The organism is Burkholderia singularis, assembly GCF_001718875.1.
Taxonomy (GTDB): domain Bacteria; phylum Pseudomonadota; class Gammaproteobacteria; order Burkholderiales; family Burkholderiaceae; genus Burkholderia; species Burkholderia singularis.
Genome location: NZ_CP013448.1, coordinates 670683 through 689141 on the forward strand (window position 1 = coordinate 670683; position 18459 = coordinate 689141).

The following is an 18459-nucleotide window of genomic DNA, read 5'->3' on the forward strand; positions in this document are numbered from 1 at the left end:
TTCATGATTATTGCGGCTGCCACACGTTTCTCTTGTTATTTGTCGCCGATCGCGCAGTTGTGAGCGTAGGGGCGATGGTGGGAAAGGCCGTCAGCGCAAGCAAAGTGGCAAATCGATTCGGTGCAATGCGAACTGATTGACCGACTCGGCGTGCGCATTCATGCGAGCAAGCACGAATGCGCACGCTCCGTTCGGCCGGATCGTCTCCTCCGTCTTTTTTCTTAATCGCCGCTTTTAGTAAGCAGACGACATATCGAGGCTGCCCAGGCTTTGCGCCAAGCGAAGGCGGGAGGTCTGCCATTTCGCGACGGCCTGCACGCGCTGCTTTTGCGCATCGGCCAGCGCGGTTTGGGCGTTGAGCAGTTCGGTGATGGTGCCGACGCCGGCCTTGTAGCGGCCGCGTGCGATTTGCAGCGAATGCTGCGCGTCGCTGAGCAACTCTTTGGAGTTGTCGAGATTCGCGGTGTCGCTCTGCAGGCTTTGATAGCTTTGCCACACGTCGAGCGAGACGCCAAGCTCGGTGTTCTGCATGTCGGCTTCCTGCGCATCGGCCTGCGCCTGCGCCTGCGCGACGCGATAGCCAGACGCGAAGCCCTCGAACAACGGGATCGTCACTTGAACGCCGATCGAGCTGCTGCGGCTCGAGTTCAATTGCGTGCCGAACTGCTGCGGCTGCTGCTGATACGACGGATTGTTGCGGGACAGATTGCCCACCAACGAAATCGTCGGCCGCCCTTGTGCGCGCACCACATCGACATTCGCGCGCGCGGCTTCGAATTTCGCGCGGGCGGCCAACAGCTTCGGATGCCGGCGCTTGGCTTCGTCGATCAGATCCGCGACGTTCTGCGCGAACTCGTTATGATCGAGTTTGGGCTCGGAAGAGGTGAGCGTGAGGGGCGTATTCGCATCGAGCCCCATCGCGTTCGCGAGCGCGCCCATCGCGCTCAACACGTCGCCTTCGGCATTCACGCGCTCGAGCAGCGCGCGGCGATAGCTGGTTTGCGCCTGCAGTTGATCGGCGAGCGTGCCGGCGCCGGCGTCGTGCTTGGCCTTCGCTTCGGCCAGGCTCTCCTTGGCGGCCTGCTCGGTTTCGCGCGCGGCATCGACCGCGGCCTGCTTGCTGCGTACGTCGTAGTACGCCTGCGCGACGCTGAAGAGGATGGTCTGCAGCGTGTCGTCCTGGGTGGCGTTGGCCGCGGCGAGCAGATCCCGCGCCTGGCGCAATTGCGCGCTGCGCTTGCCGAAGTCGAACAGCACCCAGCTTAGATTGAGCATGCCGTATTTGCTGTTCGTACTCTGCGTTTGCGAGGCGGAAAGGCCGGTGCCAATCACACCATATGTAGGCGTGACTTTGTCGCGCTCATACCCGCCGGTGGCATTGATCGTCGGCAGATAAGCGGCCTTGGCCACGCCGATCTGCGCGGCCTGCGCGCGTGCGTTCGCCCATGCCTGCCGGGCTTTCGGATTCGCGCAGATGGCCTGCAGGACCGCGTCCTCGAGTTCGATCGGATGGTTCGCCAACTCGGGCTGGCACGCGGCGTTCTTCAGCATCGGCGCGGCGGGCGTCGCGGACGTGAGCTTCTTCGTGCCGTAGACGTCGAGCCACTGCGCGTGCGCGGCGTGCGACGCAACAAGCAGCGCGCACGCCGCGGCGGCGAACGGATGGAAATACTTCATCACGCTCACCTTCCGATCGTCGTTTGTTGCGACGCGTTTGGCTCGGCGGGCGCGTGCGGGTCGGCGGCCGGTTGCGCGGCGGCGGGCGCCGGCTGCGCCTGCGGCGCACCGGCCTGTCCTGCCGGCTGTTGCGCCGGCGCGGGCTGCCCGGCCGCCTGCCCCGCTTGCGCGGCGGCGGCCTGCTGCGCCTGCTCTTGAGCCTGCTGCGCGGCCTTCTTCTGCATCTCGGCGAGCGCCGCGGTGCTTTGGTCGAGCGCGACCTTGCCGCCATCGAGCATGATCACGCGCTGCGCGGTCGCGATCGTCTCGGGCCGGTGCGCGACGATCAGCCGCGTCATGTTCAGCGCGCTCACCGCCGCATTGACCAGCCGCTCGCGCTGCACATCGAGGTGGCTCGTCGCCTCGTCCAGCACCAGGATCTTCGGCCGCTTGTACAGCGCGCGGGCCAGCAGCACCCGCTGCTTCTGCCCGCCCGAGAGCACCGTGCCCATGTCGCCGACCAGCGTGTTGTAGCCCATCGGCATGGCCACGATATCCGCGTGCACCGCAGCCAGTTGCGCGCATTGCGCCACCCAGTTCGGATCGGCGTTCGGATCGAAGAAGCTGATGTTGTCCGCGATCGAGCCGGCGAACAGCACGTCGTCTTGCAGCACCGTGCCCACCAGCGTGCGCAGCCGATCGATGCCCAGGCGCTCGACGTCGACGCCGCCGATCTTGATCTTGCCGCCGGTGGGCTCGAGAATGCCCAGCAGCACGTTCACCAGCGTCGTCTTGCCGCATCCCGACGGCCCGACCAGCGCCACCGATTCGCCCGGCGGGATCTTCAGCGACACGCCGTTGAGCACGACCGGCTCGCCCTCCGCATACTGGAACGTGAGGTTCTCGGCCTCGATGCTCGCCTCCAGGTTCTCGGCCTCGCCCGGCACGTGGCGCAGGCTGGTGTCGGTCTCGGCCTGCGCGAACACGATGTCGGCGAGCCGCTCGCCCTGCAGCTGCAGCATCTTGATCTCGAAGAACTTGTCGATCAGGCTGCCGACGCGGCTGTCGAACTGGCCCTTGTAAGCGTTGAACGCCATCAGCACCCCGACGGTGAACTGGCCGTCCATCACCAGGCGCGCGCCGAGCCAGATGATCAGCAGGTTCTCGATGCCGAACAGCAAGCCGTTGATCTGCTGATACAGCAACTGCAGCTTCTGCACGTGCAGCCCGGCGTTGACCTGCTCGACGAGCAGGGTGAGCCAGCTCGAGCGGCGCTCGCTCTGGCGGTTGAACAGCTTGATGGTTTTCACGCCGCGCACGGTCTCGAGGAAGTGGCTCTGCTGCTTGGCGGTGTGAATGATCTGATCCTCGGTGGCCAGGCGCAGCGGGCGATACCAGAGCCAGCGCATCAGCGCGTAGAGCAGCATCGTGCCGAGCGAGACGAAGGCGAGCGTGCGGCTGTAGACGAACATCATCGCGAGGGTGACGATGGTCATCAGCCCGTCGATGACGGCCGACAGGAACGAGCTGGTCATGGTCTGCTGGATCGTGTCGATCGAGCCGAAGCGCGAGACGACGTCGCCCAGATGGCGGCGCTCGAAGTACTTGACGGGCAGGCTGAGCAGGTGCGTGAACACGTTGGCGCGCCACTGCACGTTCAGCGTGGTGCCGAAATACATCAGCGCCCACGCGCGGATCGCGCTGGTGGCCTGCTGCATGAGCAGCAGCAGGCCGAAGCCGAGGGCGAGCACGGTGAGCAGATCGCGATCGGCGCTGACGATCACCTCGTCGATCACCCACTGCAGGAAGAACGGCGAGACGAGCGTGAAGATCTCGAGGGCGATCGCGAGCAGGAAGATCTGGCCGAGCGAGCGCGACAGGCCGGCCACGGGCCCGAGCAGCGAGCGCAGCTTGACGGAGGGCTTGGCGTCGAGCGGCTTGAAGCTGCCGGTGGGCCAGAGTTCGAGCGCGACACCGGTGAAGGCGCGCGAGACCTCGTCGAAGGAGAGCTTGCGCACGCCCTGGGCGGGATCATGGATCGTCACGCTCTTGCCGTTGACTTCCTTGAGCACGACGAAGTGATTGAAGTTCCAGTGCAGGATGCAGGGCGTGCGCAGCTGGCTGAGCTGATCGAGATCGAGCTTGAGTGCGCGGGTGCCCAGATCGAGGCGCTGGGCGATGTCGATCACGCGGCCCAGGCCGGCGCCCTTGAGGGAGACCGGAAAGCGGCTGCGCATGGTGGCGAGGTCGACGTGGTGGCCGTGAAAGCCGGCGACCATCGCCAGGCAGGCGAGGCCGCACTCGGCGGACTCGGTCTGCAGGAGCATCGGCAGCTTGTGGCCGACGCCGAACGAAAGACGATCGAGTAGAGACATGGCGGGGGGCGCGGTCAGAGTTTGCCGGTCAGGCTGTAAAGGGGTTCGAGCACCCATTCGTAGAGGCGGCGACGCTCCTGAAGGATGTCGGCCTGCAGGGCCATGCCGGCCTGCAGGGGCTGCGCCTTGCCATAAGCGGTCACGTGCTGATCCTTGAGCGCGACGGTGATGCGGTAGAAAGTGCTGCCGTTGGAGGCCTGAGCGGCGGGTGCGCCGCTGGTGGCGAGTTCGGCGGCGGACAGCGCGGTGTGGGCGATCGACACGACGCGGGCCTCGTACTGGCCGAACTTCTGGTACGGATAAGCCTGATAGCGCACGAGCACGGGGTCGCCGACATGGATGAAGCCGACCGCGGAACTGGGGACGAACAGATAGGCCTGCCAATGCGCGCCGGCGGGGACGATGCTGGCCAGCGGATGCTGAGTGTCGGCGGTCTGTCCGGGCTCGGCGATGACGGCGGTGGCGGTGCCGGTCTCGGGGGCGGTGACGACGAACTCGCGCTTGGCTTCGCTTTGCACGAGGCTCTGGTCGACGTCGATGACGCTGCGGTCGATCTGGGCGAGCTGGTTCTGCTGCTTGAGCGCGAGGCCGGAGAGCTGGTTGAGGGCCTCGGTGAGCGACTGGGCGGTATCGGCGCGCTCGCGCTGCAGGCTGTGGAGCTTGGACTGCTGGTCGAGGAGATCGGCCTGACGCTGCTGGGCCTGATCCTTGGAGATGTAGTCCTGGGCGAGCAGGCCGTCGTAGCGGCGGGCGGCATCGGCGGCAAGCGAGGTGCGGGTGCGCTGGGCGGCGATCTGCTCGTCGATGCCGGCAAGCTCGGTGCGCAGGCTGGCGATCTTGGCTTGCAGGGTGCTGCGCTCGTCTTGCTGAAGGAGCTTGGTCTTGTCGAGTTCCTGCTCGAGGGAAGACTTGCGCTGCTGGGCCTGGGCGATGAGGGCGGCCTGGGTTTCACCGGCCGCGGCGCTTTGCAGATCGGCGGAGACGGTGTAGAGCACCTGGCCGCGCGTGACGTGCTGGCCTTCGACGACGTTCTTCTTGAGCACGATGCCGGTCTGCTGGGTGTAGACCTTGACGAGGCCGGTATCGGGGGTGAGGGTGCCGTCGACGGTGGTGCGGCGGGTATAGGTGCCGAAGCTGAACAGCAGGATCACGCCGAGGGCCATGGCGATGGCCGCGGTGGTCAGGACCGCGAACGATACCGGCCGAATCAGCACGATCTCGCCCAGCGTTTGCGTGCGTTGGGCTTCTTGCGCGGCCGTTCGGAAGAGGGGTGTGTTGGGCGTCATGAATGGACAGCCGAAATTAGCTTATTAAGCGTGACGTTGGTTGCGAGCGTGGCGTTCGAGCGCCGTGTCGCAAGCGTAGCGAACTGTTCGATGATTGCCGTGGCTCGATGCGGGTTGTATCTGCAATAAAGCGTCATATTGCATGACCCCGATTCCGCTCGAGTAAATTTTTGCATATCCGATTAACGTAGGTGTCGAGTCGATGTTTTGACAAACGACATGATGACGATGCGGCGTCCGATGTCCGAGCGATGTTGCGCCATGAGGACGCGATGAGCGCGGTAGCATTCGCCATCCCGGACAGGCACCGCTCGAGATCGCGCAGCAGCTATCCCGAAACTTATCGGAGTGCGGCGAAAGAGGAAAGCGCGTCGGCCTACGTTTTAACCATATTTGATGAGTTTTCCTCTATTTAACGATCGAATCGGTAGGCAATCGAATGAGACGTTGCACACGGCTCGCGCGGGCAGAGAAACCGGAGACGTCGAGATTGTGCCGGCAGTTGGAGGTCGCTCGAGCACTTGCCAGAGGCGGCGTTGCGCGGCTGACGATGAAAATAAAAACGCGTGCCCGGCGCTAAGGCCGGGCACGCGTTTGGTCCGACTCGTTCAGGCGCGGCTGGCAGATTGCCGTCAGCGCCTGGTAAGTCGTGCCTTGACTGGCAATTAGTTGCCGGTCAGCACGCCAGCGATCACGCCGATCGTGTCCGTGGCAACGCCAGCGATGACGTTGGTTGCGCCGGTCAGGAGGAGGCCTGCCGTATCCGTCAGGTTCTGGCCGAAGTTGTAAGCGGCGCCGCCAACCGCGCTGATGGTGTTTTGCGCAGCCAGAACAACGCCGGTCAACAGGCCACCCACGAGGTTAGCACCACCAACCATTGCGATTTCTTGTTGATTGAGTTCTTGCATGATAGTCTTCCTAAAAAGATATTCTTAACGAATGTTAAATGGCTTAGCCGTTGGCCACGCCAGTGGCGATGCCGTTGACGATGCCGCCAATCACTTGGCCCGGCAGGTCGGTGACGATCTGGACCGCGCCGATGATGCCGCCAGCCAGCGTGTCCGTGATCCCTGCGCCGAGGTCGTACAGGCCCTTGCCATAGACGCCGATCAGGCCCGTGAGGCCGCCGATCAGGCCGCCACCAGTTTGAGCACCACCAACCAGATCGATCTCTTGCAGAGTGAGTTCTTGCATTGCCCTTCTCCTAGTAATTGCCAGATGGCCCCTCTGGCGGGGTAGACCTGCGCGCTTGGTGAATGAAACGCGACAAATCGAATCAATTTCAAGATCGCGTCGTAAGCGCAAGCAATCGCGTGCGCTACGGCGTGATCCAACCAAAGACAACTCGTTACCAATGGAATCGTCTTGCTGCGCATTATCAAAGGTCGGCATGCAACGAAAAGTTCGGTAGCGTACTCATCATTAAAGTGAGATGGCGCGCAGCTTCAAAGGAATATGTTGTGTTAAACAATTTCAAAAGAAAGTGAGAAAGATAAAAGAATGGGTGGATAGCACTTGAGGAATATTAAGAAAATGTGTAGGTGTCCGATAAAAATGACAGTCGTGTCATTCAGATGTCACGACGCAGTGCTTCTCTTTTTTATGAGACAGCGATCTTCCGGCGCTACAGATAATAAAAAACGGGCCTCCGACTGGAGGCCCGTTTCGCGCGCTGTGCCGCGCTGCTGCTACGAATGATCGGCGAGCGATTTATTCGGTGCGTTGCCGCCGCGGCGTGAATTTGCCTTGGTAGCGCAACACCGGCCCTTCGAACGCCGTATCGACGTTCGGCGTCTGCCGCAGCTTGATCGCGGCCGGCGACGCAACTGACGAGATGCTCGTCTGACGCGACGCAGGTGCGAGGTTCGAATTGACGAGCAGACCCGCCTCGGCTTTCAGGTTCGCGAGCAGCACCGGATCGCTGGAGCTGTTGATCTGCGTAAGGAGCGCGCTCCACGCGGCGTCGCTGTAGTTCGTCACGTAGTAATCGAGCCCGCTTGGGTTCGCCACCACGGCCGAGCAGCCGTCAACGCGGATTTGCGTTTGCGTGTCCTTCAGCACGAGCGTCTTGCGGTTGGTCAGGCCGTTGCCGTATGCCAGCGTGACGGGCACCGTCCACTGCGAACCGGGGTACTGGTTCTTATTCGGGAACGGCGCCTGTTTGAGCGTCACGACGTTCTGGTTCTTCGTCAGATCGCATTGCGTGTCGAGCGACAGCAGCGGAATGCCCGTCTGGCGCACGAAGCTGTCGCCGATCGGCCCGATCTGCTGGCCGCTCGCGGCGGACAATGCGTCCCACAGGCGTTTGGGTGTACCGTTGCCGAATGCGTATGCGTTCAGGTATTGCTGAAGCCCTTTGCGCAACGTTTGTTCACCGAGGTAGCCCTCGAGCATCTTCAGCACGTAACTGCCCTTGTAGTAGGTAAACGAACTCGCGCTCAGCACGAAATCGTTCGACGCCCAGCCGTTGAAGTTCGGCTGAACCGGGAACGCGTCCGGTCCGATGTCCTTATTGATTACGCGATACTTCCGATCGATCACCTTGAGCCAGTTGAACTTGTCCGGATAGAACTGGATCGACGTCTTCGTTTCGAAGAACTTCGCAAAAGATTCGTTCAGCCAAACATCGTCCCACCAGTCGGTCGTCACGAGATCGCCGAACCATTGGTGCGCGACTTCGTGCGTGAGCACCGTGTCGCCATAGTCCGACATCGGCTTGCCCGGTTCGGGCAGGATGTCGTCCGCAAACTCGAGAATGGCTCCCCAGTTCTCCATGCCGCCGAAGTTCAAATTCTTCTCGGCCTTGAATGCATCGTTTGCGGCGACCGTGTCGAACTTCGTGAGCGGCAGCGGGATGCCGGTGTAGCGATAGTAATAATCGAGCGCCTGCTTCGTGCGTTGCATCGCGGGGCGTGCCCATTCGCTCATGCCGGGGGGCGTGAAGATGCGCAGGTGCAGGCCGCGGCTGTCGGGCAACGGGCTCGTGAAATCGTCTTCGAGTACGTCGAACTGGCCGCCGCCGAAGAACAGCAGATACGACGGCATCGGTGGCGTCTTCTCGAACGACACCAGCTTGTAGCCGCTGCCGACATTTACCGAAGGCTTTTCGGCCGCGTTCGATACGACGCGCCATGCCTGCGGGACTTCGGCCGTTACTTCATAGGTCGGGCGGAACGCGGGTTCGTCCCAGCCGGGGAACCATTGGCGCGACAGATTGGTTTCGCCTTGCGTGAGGATTGCGCCGCTCGTCGAGCCGTCGGTGCCCTTCAGGTCGACGCGGAAGACGCCTTCGGCGGCTGAACAACCCGGATACGGATCGTTGCCGCAGCTGCCGCCCGTGTGATTGACGGGGTCGTCGTAAGACTTGAAGTTGATGATCCCCTGCCACTCCATATGCAGCGAATAGTTGCCCGGTGCGATCTGGCCGCTCACCGGGCGGAGCTGGTAGAAATCCCCCTTGTCCTGCGGCGTGGCGATGAGTTGCACATTGCCGGGCTGCAGCGTCGTTCTGCCGTTTGAGAACTTGATCCGATGGCCGGCCACGACGATGGCATTGACGGGCTTGAGCACCTTGATCTCGACATCCGCGCGCCCGTCGAACTGGTTCAGATCCGCGTTCGGACGGAACCATAGCTTGTAGTTGACGGGTACGACGGTGTCGGGCATTTCGACGGGTTTGGTGCTCTTGTCGGCGGCTGCCGCGGGCGCCGCGTTGTTCGCGTTGTTCGTCGAATTGCTCGACGGGCTGTGTGCAGCACCGAACGACACGGCGGAGCCTGAGCTGCCGTCGTCGCCGCCGCAGGCTGTCAGCGCGAGCGCGCCAAGCAGCGGTAGATACCGAAATCTACGATCGTTTATCCACATAGTAATGCCTCGAATTAGAAGACAGCGGTTCAGTCTTGTGCGAATTCGACAGACAATAATCCGCCTTCACCGTCGAGCGACGGTGAAACGAATGACGTCAGTGATATTCGAAACGATTTCGGATTGTTTACGTGAAGAAGCTCATCGTTTATTGCCCCCTTTTGATTCTGGTTTGTGAAAGGTGGCCGGTCGCGATGTGAGGGACGCGCCGGCGGCTCTCGTTGCCCGCCAACCCATGGGTGGCCTGGAGGAAGCCCGTCCCGCGCCGTGTCGCGAGGCGACGGATTCGTCCAGCATCGTTAGGGTGCGTCAGGCGAATCGAAAGATGATCCAATATACTTGATGGCTATACGTAAAGGAATCAAAAAAAATTTGATGAGATGGGACGACCCGATTCCTTCCACCAATTTCATCATCGGCATCATTCATTCTTATTGATTTTTAATAAGCATTTTCGGCTGGAGATCGACGTGAGCCGGGCATCGATCCGGGCGCGTGGCATGCCGGTCTCGAATTGAGATGCTGCCGCGCATGGCGGCTGCTTCGCTCCAACCCGGGTCGGTACAATGCACGCTCCTATGGACTGCTATCGAGGTTCTTCGCCGATGCGCGCACTGAGTCGTTCCCGCCGGGTTGCCGGTCAACTGTTCGCCATACTTACGGTGCTGCTCACGCTCGGAGGCTGTGCCGCGCTGACGATGCGCGATCCGGTGCGCGTGAATGTCGTCGGCATCGAGCCGCTCGCCGGACAGGGGCTTGAAATGCGTTTCAACTTGAAGCTGCGCGTACAAAATCCGAACGATGCGCCGATCGACTACGATGGCGTCGCGCTCGATCTCGAGCTGAACGGCAAGCCGTTCGCAAGCGGAGTGAGCGATGCGCAGGGCACGGTGCCGCGCTTCGGCGAGCAGGTGCTGAGCGTACCCGTCACGGTATCGGCGTTTTCCGTGGCACGGCAGGCGTTTGGGCTACCGGATGTGACGTCCGCGGGCAAACTGCCCTATGTGCTGCGCGGTAAGCTCGCGGCGGGTGTATTCGGCGGCGCGCGCTTTACCGATTCGGGCACGTTGAGTTTGCCGGCCTCGCCATCCACGCCGATTCGGAACTATTGACGCAGTGTTACTGCCGCTTTCGATGCGGGAAGCGGGATACGCGCGCGTTTATCGAGAAAGCCGATCGGTGCGGCTGCGCCAGCTTGGGGAGCCGGGGGGTGACACGGGGTAACCTTGCGCTGACGCATTCGCCGGTGCGTTGTCGTTGCTGGATCATTAAATAGGATTTCTATTCATAACTGCGACGGTAATGACCGGTACGCCCGGCGCATCAAAGATCGCCGGCACCTATCAATCGCCGTCGAGCCCCTACTATCCGGCATGGCCCAATGCCGGCGAAGCGGCGGCTGCGGCTGCCGCCTCAACACCAGGCTACGCGCCGGTCGGGCCGGGCTGGTTCAACGCGCAAGGCAGATGACGGATCGTACAGCCGAAGCAAGAGCGCTTGAGCGCTTGCAAACCCGCGCCGGCCGTTCACTCCGCGCCCGGGCCGAATGATCGGCGCCTCGCCGCATGCGGGGTCGCTATCGGCTGCATATCGAATATCAATTGGAATCCCATCGACCAATCACGTGTAATGGCACGGCCATTACCGATGACTGTCGTCAAGGAGTTCCAACAATGTCTGTTCCTGTTCATCGAACGCTCAAGAGCGTGGTCGCCGCGCTGTGCGTCGCGCTCTCGTACTCGGCGCATGCCGAGAATCTCACGCGCGACAACGGTTCGCCGGTCGGTGACAACCAGAATTCGCAGACTGCCGGGCCAAGCGGCCCGACGCTGTTGCAGGATTCGCATTTGATCGAGAAGCTTCAACGCTTCGATCGCGAACGCATTCCCGAGCGCGTCGTGCATGCACGCGGCACCGGCGCTTTCGGTGAATTCGTGTCGAGCGCGGACATCAGCGATCTGACGCTTGCCAAGGTCTTCGTGCCGGGCACGACCACGCCGGTTTTCGTGCGTTTCTCGACCGTGATGGGCTATCGCGGTTCTCCGGAGCAGGCGCGCGATCCGCGCGGCTTTGCCGTCAAGTTTTATACGACGCAGGGCAATTGGGATCTCGTCGGCATCAATTGGCCGATCTTCTTTATCCGCGACGCGATCAAGTTTCCCGACTTCGTTCACGCGAACAAGCCAAGCGCCGTGACCGGCGTGCAGGACCCGAATCTCGCGTTCGACTTCTTCGCGCATACGCCAGAAGCGACGAGCATGCTCACATGCCTTTACACCGACGAGGGCATGCCCGATTCGTACAGGCATATGGACGGTTTTGGCGTGCATGCGTTCAAGCTGGTCAATGCACAGGGCAACGTGCATTACGTGAAGTTCCACTGGAAGAGCCTGCAAGGCGTTCGCGGCATCCGGCCGCAGGATATTCCCGGCTCGATCGGCGCGGACTGGAATCTGATGACGAACGATTTGTATGGCGCGCTGAAGGCCGGCAATTATCCGAAGTGGGATTTGTATATCCAGGTGCTGAACCCGGAGGATCTCGGCAAGTTCGACTACGACGCGCTCGACGACACGAAGGTTTGGACCGGTGTGCCCGAGCGCAGGATCGGCACGCTGACGCTCAACCGCGTGCCGGACAACTACTTCGAGACGACCGAGGAATCGGCGTTCGCACCGTCGCGGATGGTGCCGGGCATCGAGCCGTCAGAAGACCGGATGCTGCAGGGCCGGCTGTTTTCGTATGCCGACACGCAGATGTACCGGCTCGGCGCGAACTTCAGTCAATTACCGGTTAATCGTCCGCGCGTGCCCGTTGTCAGCAACAATCAGGACGGTGCGATGAATGCCGGCGATCGCAAGGGCGAAGTGAACTATGAGCCGTCGACGCTGCATGAGATCGAACAGAACCCGCGCTACAAGCCGGTCGAGACGCCGCTTTCCGGCTCGACGCAGCAAGCGGCGATTCGCAAGACGCTCAATTTCCGTCAAGCGGGCGAGTACTACCGGACGCTGTCGGTGCAAGACAAGCAGGATCTGGTGAGCGCGTTGTCGGCCGATCTGAATCGCGTGACCAACGAAGCGAACAAGTACACGATGCTGTCGTACTTCTACAAGGCCGACGCGGATTACGGCGCGCGGCTTGCCCGCGCGACGCATGCGGACTTGTCCCGCGTGAAATCGTTGGCGGACAAGCTCGTCGAGAATTGATCGGCATTCCTTCCTGTTCAAACCCGATAAGCCCGTGCGAGATGCGCGGGCATGCCACGATAATGAAGCGATTACGTTCTCTTCTTGGTTGTGCGTGCACCGCGCTCGCGGCGGTCTTCATCGCGGGATGTGCATCGTTCAAGCCGGTTGCGTCGTCTGCCGTATCGGTCCCGCCCGATTCGGCGGCCGATGCGCGCCGCTACGACGAGCAATGGTTCGCCGCCGCGCGTCTTGGCCGCGTCGATATTTTGCAGGCACTCGTCAACGCGGGCTATCCGATCGATGCGACGACGCATGACGGTTATACCGCGGTGATTCTTGCCGCCTACCGCGATCAGCCCGCCGCGCTCGATTATCTGTTGCGCGCCGGTGCGAATCCTTGCGCCGGCGATCGTTACGGCAACACCGCGCTGATGGGCGCGCTTTTCAGGGGCCGGGAGGCGATCGCCGCGCAGTTGATCGATACGCGCTGCCCGATCGATCAGACGAACCATGCGGGGCAGACCGCGTTGTCATTCGCTGTGATGTTCGGCCGCCTCGATTGGCTGCCCCGGCTCGTCGCACGCGGCGCCGATCCGGACCACGTCGACGCGCTCGGCCACACGGTGCTGCAGACGGCGATCCTGCAAGGCAATATGGCCGCCGTGACGGCGCTCGAGAAAGTGGGGGCCACGCCGAATGCGGATATCACGCTGCGGTTGCATCCATAGAGCGGGCTTGCGGCACGGGCGCTGGAAGTTCATGACGCGTCGTCATATCGTCAAGGCGCACGGTTTGCCGGCGCGTGCTCGGTGATCGGGATGCGCCGGCGCAATCGGCGTGCGGTGTGGCGTGGCCGATGCCGATAGCGAGACAGGAACGGGTTGCAGAAGGAAAGGGGCGGCGAACGACGTTCGCACTTTGACGCACGGCGTGCAATGCGTGGCACCGCGCATTCGACAACGGAAAATCCGGCGTCCGGTTCCGATACCTGCCGCGTGACGTGCGCTTTTTTCCGGCCGAGCGGTAAAGCGCGATACTGTGTCGTCCGCATGGCGCATCGCGCCGTTTATCGTCCCCTTATCGATTCAATATCGCCGATTCTCCGTGACTGCTTTTTCCCTATTTCATTGGACCGACGCGAACGGCGTCGAACATGCCGACCGTTGGCGCTCCGAAGCGGGCGTGCAGCCGCCGCGCCGCGCCATCGTCGCCGACGACCGCACGAGCGCCGATGCCGCTTATCGGCTTGCATGCGAAGGCACGGCGCTCGTCTGGCAGGGCGATTTCCAGAATGCGCGGCAACTGCTGCAGGCGCTTGCGCGCCGGATTGATCGCAAGCCGCGCAAGCAGGCGGCAACCGGCATCGATGCGTTCAACCTGCATCGGCTCGCGCAAGCGCAACGCGCCCGCATACTCGGTATGCTGCTGATTCCGCTCGAGGCCGATTATTCGATGACATTGCGGCGTGCGCCGGATCTGCGGGCGGCGTGCGAAGACGCGTATGGTGCGCCGGACGGCGCACGCTCGGTCGCGTCGTTGCGCGAACTGCTGGGTATCGTCGGCTCGCACGAGTGGCGCAAGAAGGGCGTGCCGATCGCCGCGCTCGGCGGCGCGCGGATTCATCCGCACTACGGCGTGTTTTCGCCGGTGCGCGGCGAGTATGTCGAACTCGTCGCGCGTGCGCCGTTGCCGTCGAACGCGCTCGCGTTCGATATCGGCACGGGCACCGGCGTGATCGCGGCGGTGCTCGCGTCGCGCGGCGTGCAGCGCGTCGTCGCGACCGATCAGGACCCGCGCGCGCTTGCCTGCGCGGCTGAGAATGTCGCGCGCCTGGGTTATGCGGCGCAGGTCGAGATCGTCAAAGCCGATTTGTTTCCGGCGGCAGATGCGCCGCATTCGAGTACGCGCGAACGTCAGGCCGCGCTGATCGTGTGCAATCCGCCGTGGGTGTCTGCGCGGCCAAGCTCGCCGCTCGAATACGCCGTCTACGACCCTGACAGCCGGATGCTGAAGGGCTTTCTTGCTGGGCTCGCCGCGCATCTGGCTCCGGGCGGCGAGGGGTGGTTGATCCTGTCGGATTTCGCCGAGCATTTGGGTTTGCGCACGCGCGACGAGCTGCTTGGCTGGATCGACGCGGCGGGGCTGAGCGTCGCGGGGCGCGACGACGCGAAACCCGTGCATCCGAAGGCGTCGGACCCGAGCGATCCGTTGCATCGCGCGCGCGCCGCCGAGACGACGTCGCTTTGGCGTCTCGTCGCACGCGATTGAGGCGCGCGTGCGCCGGCCCGGGCGGCGCGCGCGGTTTTCGGTAAACTGTGCGCCTGACCCACGCACTCATACCGCGCCGCTGCTCGAGACGCCTCGTCCGGGCAGCGGCCGGTTCGTTTCCCGATGTCGACCAAGACTTACGAAATCCGTCCGGATCAATCGATCGAACTGCTGAAGGAACTGCACATCCTGACGCGCGACGGCAAGATGAATCAGGACAGCCGCCGCAAGCTGAAGCAGGTGTACCACCTGTTTCAGTTCATCGAGCCGCTGCTTGCCGAGGTCGAGCGCGACAAGGGGGGCGTGACGCTCGTCGATCACGGCGCGGGAAAGTCATATCTTGGTTTTATTTTGTATGACCTGTTCTTCAAGGCGAAGCCCGCCGATGCTTCGCATATCTATGGAATCGAGACACGCGAGCCGCTGGTCGCGCGTTCGATCGAGCTTGCCGCACGGCTTGGTTTTCGTGGGATGTCGTTTTTGAATCTGTCGGTGGCCGACTCGATCGTGTCGCCGCAATTGCCGCAAACGATCGATGTCGTCACCGCGCTGCACGCGTGCGATACCGCCACCGACGACGCGCTTCGCTTCGCGCTTGCCAAGCGCGCCCGGCATATCGTGCTTGTGCCGTGTTGTCAGGCGGAGGTGGCTGGCGTGCTGCGCAAGAACAAGGGCAAATCGCTCGCGAATGCGTTGACCGAAGTGTGGCGGCATCCGCTGCATACGCGCGAGTTCGGCAGCCAGATCACCAACGTACTGCGCTGCCTGCAACTCGAGGCGCACGGCTATCAGGTCAGCGTGACGGAGCTTGTCGGCTGGGAGCACTCGATGAAAAACGAGCTGATCATCGCGCAATACAAGGATTTGCCGCGCCGCAAGCCAAGTGAGCGCTTGAACGAAATCCTCGATATGTTCGGCCTCGCGGAATTGCGCTCACGTTTCTTCGCCCCCGACGCTCAACCAGCGAATGCGTGAGCCGCTGTGCGATGGACTCAGCGCCGTTCGGCGCACGTGCGGCGTTGCTTCGGATTATGTCGTTTCGCTGCCGCCGTGGGCGTGGTCTTGCTGGTCTTCGCCGCCGTCGCGTTGCGCGATCCACTCGCGCCAGCCGGCATGGCCAAGGCGGCGTAACGTCGCCTGATTGCGCTCGTAGATGACAGCCGCGTCCGCAAACGCGTCGACGGCCCGTTCGATGCTTGCCTCGCGCAGCAGATGCAGGATCGGATACGGCGAGCGGTTCGTATAGTTCTCGATGTCGTCCGGCTCGGTGCCTTCGAATTGGTAGCGCGGATGGAAGCTCGCAATCTGCAGCGTTCCATCGAGCCGCAGTTGCCGCAGCAGGCGATCGGCGAACCCGAGCGCATCGTTGTAGTCGACGAAATCGTCGAACGTATCCGGAAAGATCACGAGCGTCGTATCGATTTCGTCCGGGTCGGCCGCCTCGAGCAGCCGCAGCTCGCTTTCGAGATCGGCGAGCGCCGCGTCGAGCGAGGCCGCACGGCTGATCGCATAACGGATCTGCTGTTTTACATGAACGCTTTTGGCGAACGGGCACAGATTGAGTCCGATCACCGCTCGCGTCAGCCAATGGCGGGTGGCCGCGAGAATGTCGGCATCGGTTCGGGCAGCGTCGGTCATGATCAAAGCGGCGTGGCGGTCAAGCCGCGATTGTAGCGGGGCGCGGCGGGCGCGCCATGTGCCGTTTGCTATGCGCAGGCCGCCTCTATCAACTGGCGCGCCATGCGCGGCGCGTGGCCGATCGGGTTTGCCTGCCGCTGATAGGTCTGGCTCGCCGCGTAGATTCCTTCGATTAGCAGCGCCAGTGCGTCGGCGAGCGCCTTGGGTTCGCGCGCGCCCGCCGCTTGCGCGAGTGCGACGAGTCGCGCCATCAGCCGGGTCTTGTTGTCGGCGACCGCGACGCGCGCCGGATGATCGAGTTCCGGAAATTCGACGGCGACGTTGACGAACGGGCAGCCGCGATAGCCGGGCTCGAGCGCGCGCTGTGCGAGATCGTCGAAATACTGAATGAGTTGCGCTTTCGGATCGCCCGGATGTTTGGCGATGCTTTCGTCGAGGCGTCCGAAAAAACACGCGTCCATCTGCTCGAGATAGGCGAGCACCAGTTCGTCCTTCGACGCGAACTGCCGGTACAGGCTCATCTTGTTGACGCCGGCACGCTCGACGACTGCTTCGATGCCGACTGCGCGAATCCCTTCCTGATAGAACAGCTCTTGCGCTGCGCGCAGCAGATGCTGCTGCGCCAGAGTTCCCGCAACCTGAGCGCTGCGACGGGGCCGGCGCGCTGTTGAGGGCTTGGCGGCGATGGTGCTCATCAGTGATTCCGATTTCGAAATGGATCGCTTGACATGTTACCGATCGGTCACTAGGATTGCAACGAATTTGTGACCGGTCGGTAACAAGAGTCGGCGCATCTTTCCTCTCAACTGCCGACGGGCTCATCGAGGCCGGCCTGTCGGCCCCAGGAGCGATTCGACATGAATTGGGCGGCAGGCAGGATACGCGGGCGTTTCCATTACGGCTGGCTCGCGGCGGCGGTGGTATTTCTGGTTCTGCTCGCGGCGGCGGGCACGCGCGCGTCGCCGAGCGTGCTGATGGTGCCGCTCGAACGGGAACTCGGCTGGAGCCGCGCGACGATCTCGCTGGCCATCTCGGTGAATATCGCGCTTTACGGGCTCACTGGGCCGTTCGCGGCGGCCGCGATGCAGCGCTTCGGCGTGCGGCCGACGATCCTCGGCGCGCTCGGCGTGATGGGCGTGGGCGTTGCGCTGTCGTCGATGATGACGGCGACGTGGCAGATGGTGCTGGTCTGGGGTGTGATGGTTGGCGGTGCGACGGGCATTGCGGCGCTGACGTTGGCGGCGACGTTCGTCAACCGTTGGTTCGTCGCGCGCCGCGGCCTGGTGATGGGCGTGCTGACCGCGAGTTCGGCAACGGGGCAACTCGTTTTCCTGCCGCTGCTCGCGTCAATTGCGCAGCGGCATGGCTGGCGGCCGGTCGTGCTGACGGTTGCGGCGGCAATCGCGATCGTGGTGCCGCTGGTCGCGCTGCTGCTGCCGGAGCGGCCGGCCGACGTCGGGCTGCGTCCTTATGGCGAGCCGCCCGACGCAGGCCGCACCGGCGCCGCGGCCATGCAAAACCCGCTTGCGGTTGCGCTGGGCACGCTCGTATCGGCTGCGAAGACGCGCGATTTCTGGCTGCTGTTTTTCAGCTTCTTCATCTGCGGCGCGAGCACGAACGGCTATGTCGGCACGCATTTGATCGCGATGTGCAGCGATTACGGGATGACCGAAGTGCAGGGCGCGTCGCTGCTCGCGACGATGGGCGTGTTCGATCTGATCGGCACGACGCTGTCCGGCTGGCTGTCCGATCGCTATGACAGCCGCCTGCTGTTGTTCTGCTACTACGGGCTGCGCGGTTTGTCGCTGATTTATCTGCCGCACGCGTTCGGCATCGATTTCTTTGGATTGCCGCTCTTCGCGATGTTTTACGGGCTCGACTGGATCGCGACGGTGCCGCCCACCGTGCGCCTGACGACCGACGCATACGGCAAGGATGCCGCGCCCGTCGTGTTCGGCTGGATCGTGGCCGGCCATCAGCTCGGCGCCGCATTTGCCGCGTTGGGCGCGGGCATGCTGCGCGCGAGCCTCGGCACGTACACGGTTGCGTCGATGATCTCGGGCGGGCTTTGCCTCGCCGGCGCGTTGATCGTGCTGCGGATCGGCCGCGGATCGGCGCGCCGCCGCGGGGTGGAAGTGTCGGCGAGCGCGGCTTGACGGGATCGGGCGCGGGCGCTTGGCG

Annotated in this window: 14 protein-coding genes and 1 pseudogene; 7 read left to right on the forward strand and 8 right to left on the reverse strand. The window is 63.0% G+C overall.

What is annotated here, in order from left to right; genetic code table 11:
- Window positions 1-234: 234 nt before the first annotated feature.
- The 6 genes from AQ611_RS03145 to AQ611_RS03170 all read right to left on the reverse strand — a co-directional run bounded on the left by AQ611_RS03145 (window position 235) and on the right by AQ611_RS03170 (window position 9181).
- Entirely contained in the window at window positions 235-1686 is a 1452-nt protein-coding gene (locus AQ611_RS03145; protein WP_425248302.1) for a TolC family protein, read from the reverse strand.
- Window positions 1683-4031 (reverse strand): peptidase domain-containing ABC transporter, encoded by a 2349-nt coding sequence (locus tag AQ611_RS03150; RefSeq protein ID WP_069233691.1) that lies wholly within the window; start codon window positions 4029-4031, stop codon window positions 1683-1685. The genes AQ611_RS03145 and AQ611_RS03150 overlap by 4 nt, the downstream gene beginning before the upstream one ends.
- Before the next feature lie 14 nt (window positions 4032-4045).
- The gene (locus AQ611_RS03155) at window positions 4046-5317 is read right to left on the reverse strand and encodes an HlyD family secretion protein (RefSeq protein WP_069233692.1); all 1272 of its coding nucleotides are present in this window, start codon (window positions 5315-5317) and stop codon (window positions 4046-4048) included.
- A gap of 665 nt (window positions 5318-5982) precedes the next feature.
- Window positions 5983-6225, reverse strand: a complete 243-nt coding sequence (locus tag AQ611_RS03160) for a hypothetical protein (protein ID WP_069233693.1) — start codon at window positions 6223-6225, stop codon at window positions 5983-5985.
- A gap of 43 nt (window positions 6226-6268) precedes the next feature.
- Complete coding sequence (locus tag AQ611_RS03165) at window positions 6269-6511, reverse strand: hypothetical protein (protein WP_069233694.1); 243 nt, start codon at window positions 6509-6511, stop codon at window positions 6269-6271.
- Between the two features lie 516 nt (window positions 6512-7027).
- A complete protein-coding gene (locus AQ611_RS03170; RefSeq protein ID WP_059520627.1) occupies window positions 7028-9181 on the reverse strand; it encodes a M1 family metallopeptidase in 2154 nt (717 codons plus the stop codon).
- Between the two features lie 605 nt (window positions 9182-9786).
- Between AQ611_RS03170 and AQ611_RS03175 the strand changes: the two genes are divergently transcribed.
- The 6 genes and pseudogenes from AQ611_RS03175 to AQ611_RS03195 all read left to right on the forward strand — a co-directional run bounded on the left by AQ611_RS03175 (window position 9787) and on the right by AQ611_RS03195 (window position 15615).
- A complete protein-coding gene (locus tag AQ611_RS03175) occupies window positions 9787-10293 on the forward strand; it encodes an LEA/WHy family protein (protein WP_059520628.1) in 507 nt (168 codons plus the stop codon).
- Between the two features lie 163 nt (window positions 10294-10456).
- Window positions 10457-10651 (forward strand): annotated as a pseudogene (locus AQ611_RS25325) (cellulase); the annotation flags it as partial.
- A 203-nt stretch (window positions 10652-10854) separates the two neighbouring features.
- Window positions 10855-12390, forward strand: a complete 1536-nt coding sequence (locus tag AQ611_RS03180; protein ID WP_069233695.1) for a catalase — start codon at window positions 10855-10857, stop codon at window positions 12388-12390.
- Window positions 12391-12452: 62 nt separating this feature from the next.
- Window positions 12453-13100, forward strand: a complete 648-nt coding sequence (locus AQ611_RS03185; protein ID WP_069235105.1) for an ankyrin repeat domain-containing protein — start codon at window positions 12453-12455, stop codon at window positions 13098-13100.
- A gap of 376 nt (window positions 13101-13476) precedes the next feature.
- Window positions 13477-14640, forward strand: coding sequence for a methyltransferase (locus AQ611_RS03190; protein ID WP_069235106.1), 1164 nt, complete (start codon window positions 13477-13479; stop codon window positions 14638-14640).
- Window positions 14641-14763: 123 nt separating this feature from the next.
- Window positions 14764-15615, forward strand: a complete 852-nt coding sequence (locus AQ611_RS03195) for a class I SAM-dependent methyltransferase (protein ID WP_059520631.1) — start codon at window positions 14764-14766, stop codon at window positions 15613-15615.
- 54 nt (window positions 15616-15669) lie between these two features.
- On the opposite strand, the gene AQ611_RS03200 is transcribed toward AQ611_RS03195, so the two are convergent.
- Window positions 15670-16278, reverse strand: a complete 609-nt coding sequence (locus tag AQ611_RS03200) for a DUF1415 domain-containing protein (RefSeq protein WP_069233696.1) — start codon at window positions 16276-16278, stop codon at window positions 15670-15672.
- Window positions 16279-16346: 68 nt separating this feature from the next.
- Entirely contained in the window at window positions 16347-16973 is a 627-nt protein-coding gene (locus tag AQ611_RS03205) for a TetR/AcrR family transcriptional regulator (protein ID WP_059520633.1), read from the reverse strand.
- Window positions 16974-17135: 162 nt separating this feature from the next.
- Between AQ611_RS03205 and AQ611_RS03210 the strand changes: the two genes are divergently transcribed.
- Window positions 17136-18434 (forward strand): MFS transporter, encoded by a 1299-nt coding sequence (locus AQ611_RS03210; RefSeq protein ID WP_069233697.1) that lies wholly within the window; start codon window positions 17136-17138, stop codon window positions 18432-18434.
- Window positions 18435-18459 lie beyond the last annotated feature (25 nt).

Coding starts and splice junctions, on each gene's coding strand:
- AQ611_RS03185 (WP_069235105.1), top strand. CDS start 12,453: ATGAAGCGATTACGTTCTCTTCTTGGTTGTGCGTGCACCGCGCTCGCG.
- AQ611_RS03165 (WP_069233694.1), bottom strand. CDS start 6,511: ATGCAAGAACTCACTCTGCAAGAGATCGATCTGGTTGGTGGTGCTCAA.
- AQ611_RS03150 (WP_069233691.1), bottom strand. CDS start 4,031: ATGTCTCTACTCGATCGTCTTTCGTTCGGCGTCGGCCACAAGCTGCCG.
- AQ611_RS03180 (WP_069233695.1), top strand. CDS start 10,855: ATGTCTGTTCCTGTTCATCGAACGCTCAAGAGCGTGGTCGCCGCGCTG.
- AQ611_RS03195 (WP_059520631.1), top strand. CDS start 14,764: ATGTCGACCAAGACTTACGAAATCCGTCCGGATCAATCGATCGAACTG.
- AQ611_RS03155 (WP_069233692.1), bottom strand. CDS start 5,317: ATGACGCCCAACACACCCCTCTTCCGAACGGCCGCGCAAGAAGCCCAA.
- AQ611_RS03160 (WP_069233693.1), bottom strand. CDS start 6,225: ATGCAAGAACTCAATCAACAAGAAATCGCAATGGTTGGTGGTGCTAAC.
- AQ611_RS03200 (WP_069233696.1), bottom strand. CDS start 16,278: ATGACCGACGCTGCCCGAACCGATGCCGACATTCTCGCGGCCACCCGC.
- AQ611_RS03170 (WP_059520627.1), bottom strand. CDS start 9,181: ATGTGGATAAACGATCGTAGATTTCGGTATCTACCGCTGCTTGGCGCG.
- AQ611_RS03175 (WP_059520628.1), top strand. CDS start 9,787: ATGCGCGCACTGAGTCGTTCCCGCCGGGTTGCCGGTCAACTGTTCGCC.
- AQ611_RS03210 (WP_069233697.1), top strand. CDS start 17,136: ATGAATTGGGCGGCAGGCAGGATACGCGGGCGTTTCCATTACGGCTGG.
- AQ611_RS03205 (WP_059520633.1), bottom strand. CDS start 16,973: ATGAGCACCATCGCCGCCAAGCCCTCAACAGCGCGCCGGCCCCGTCGC.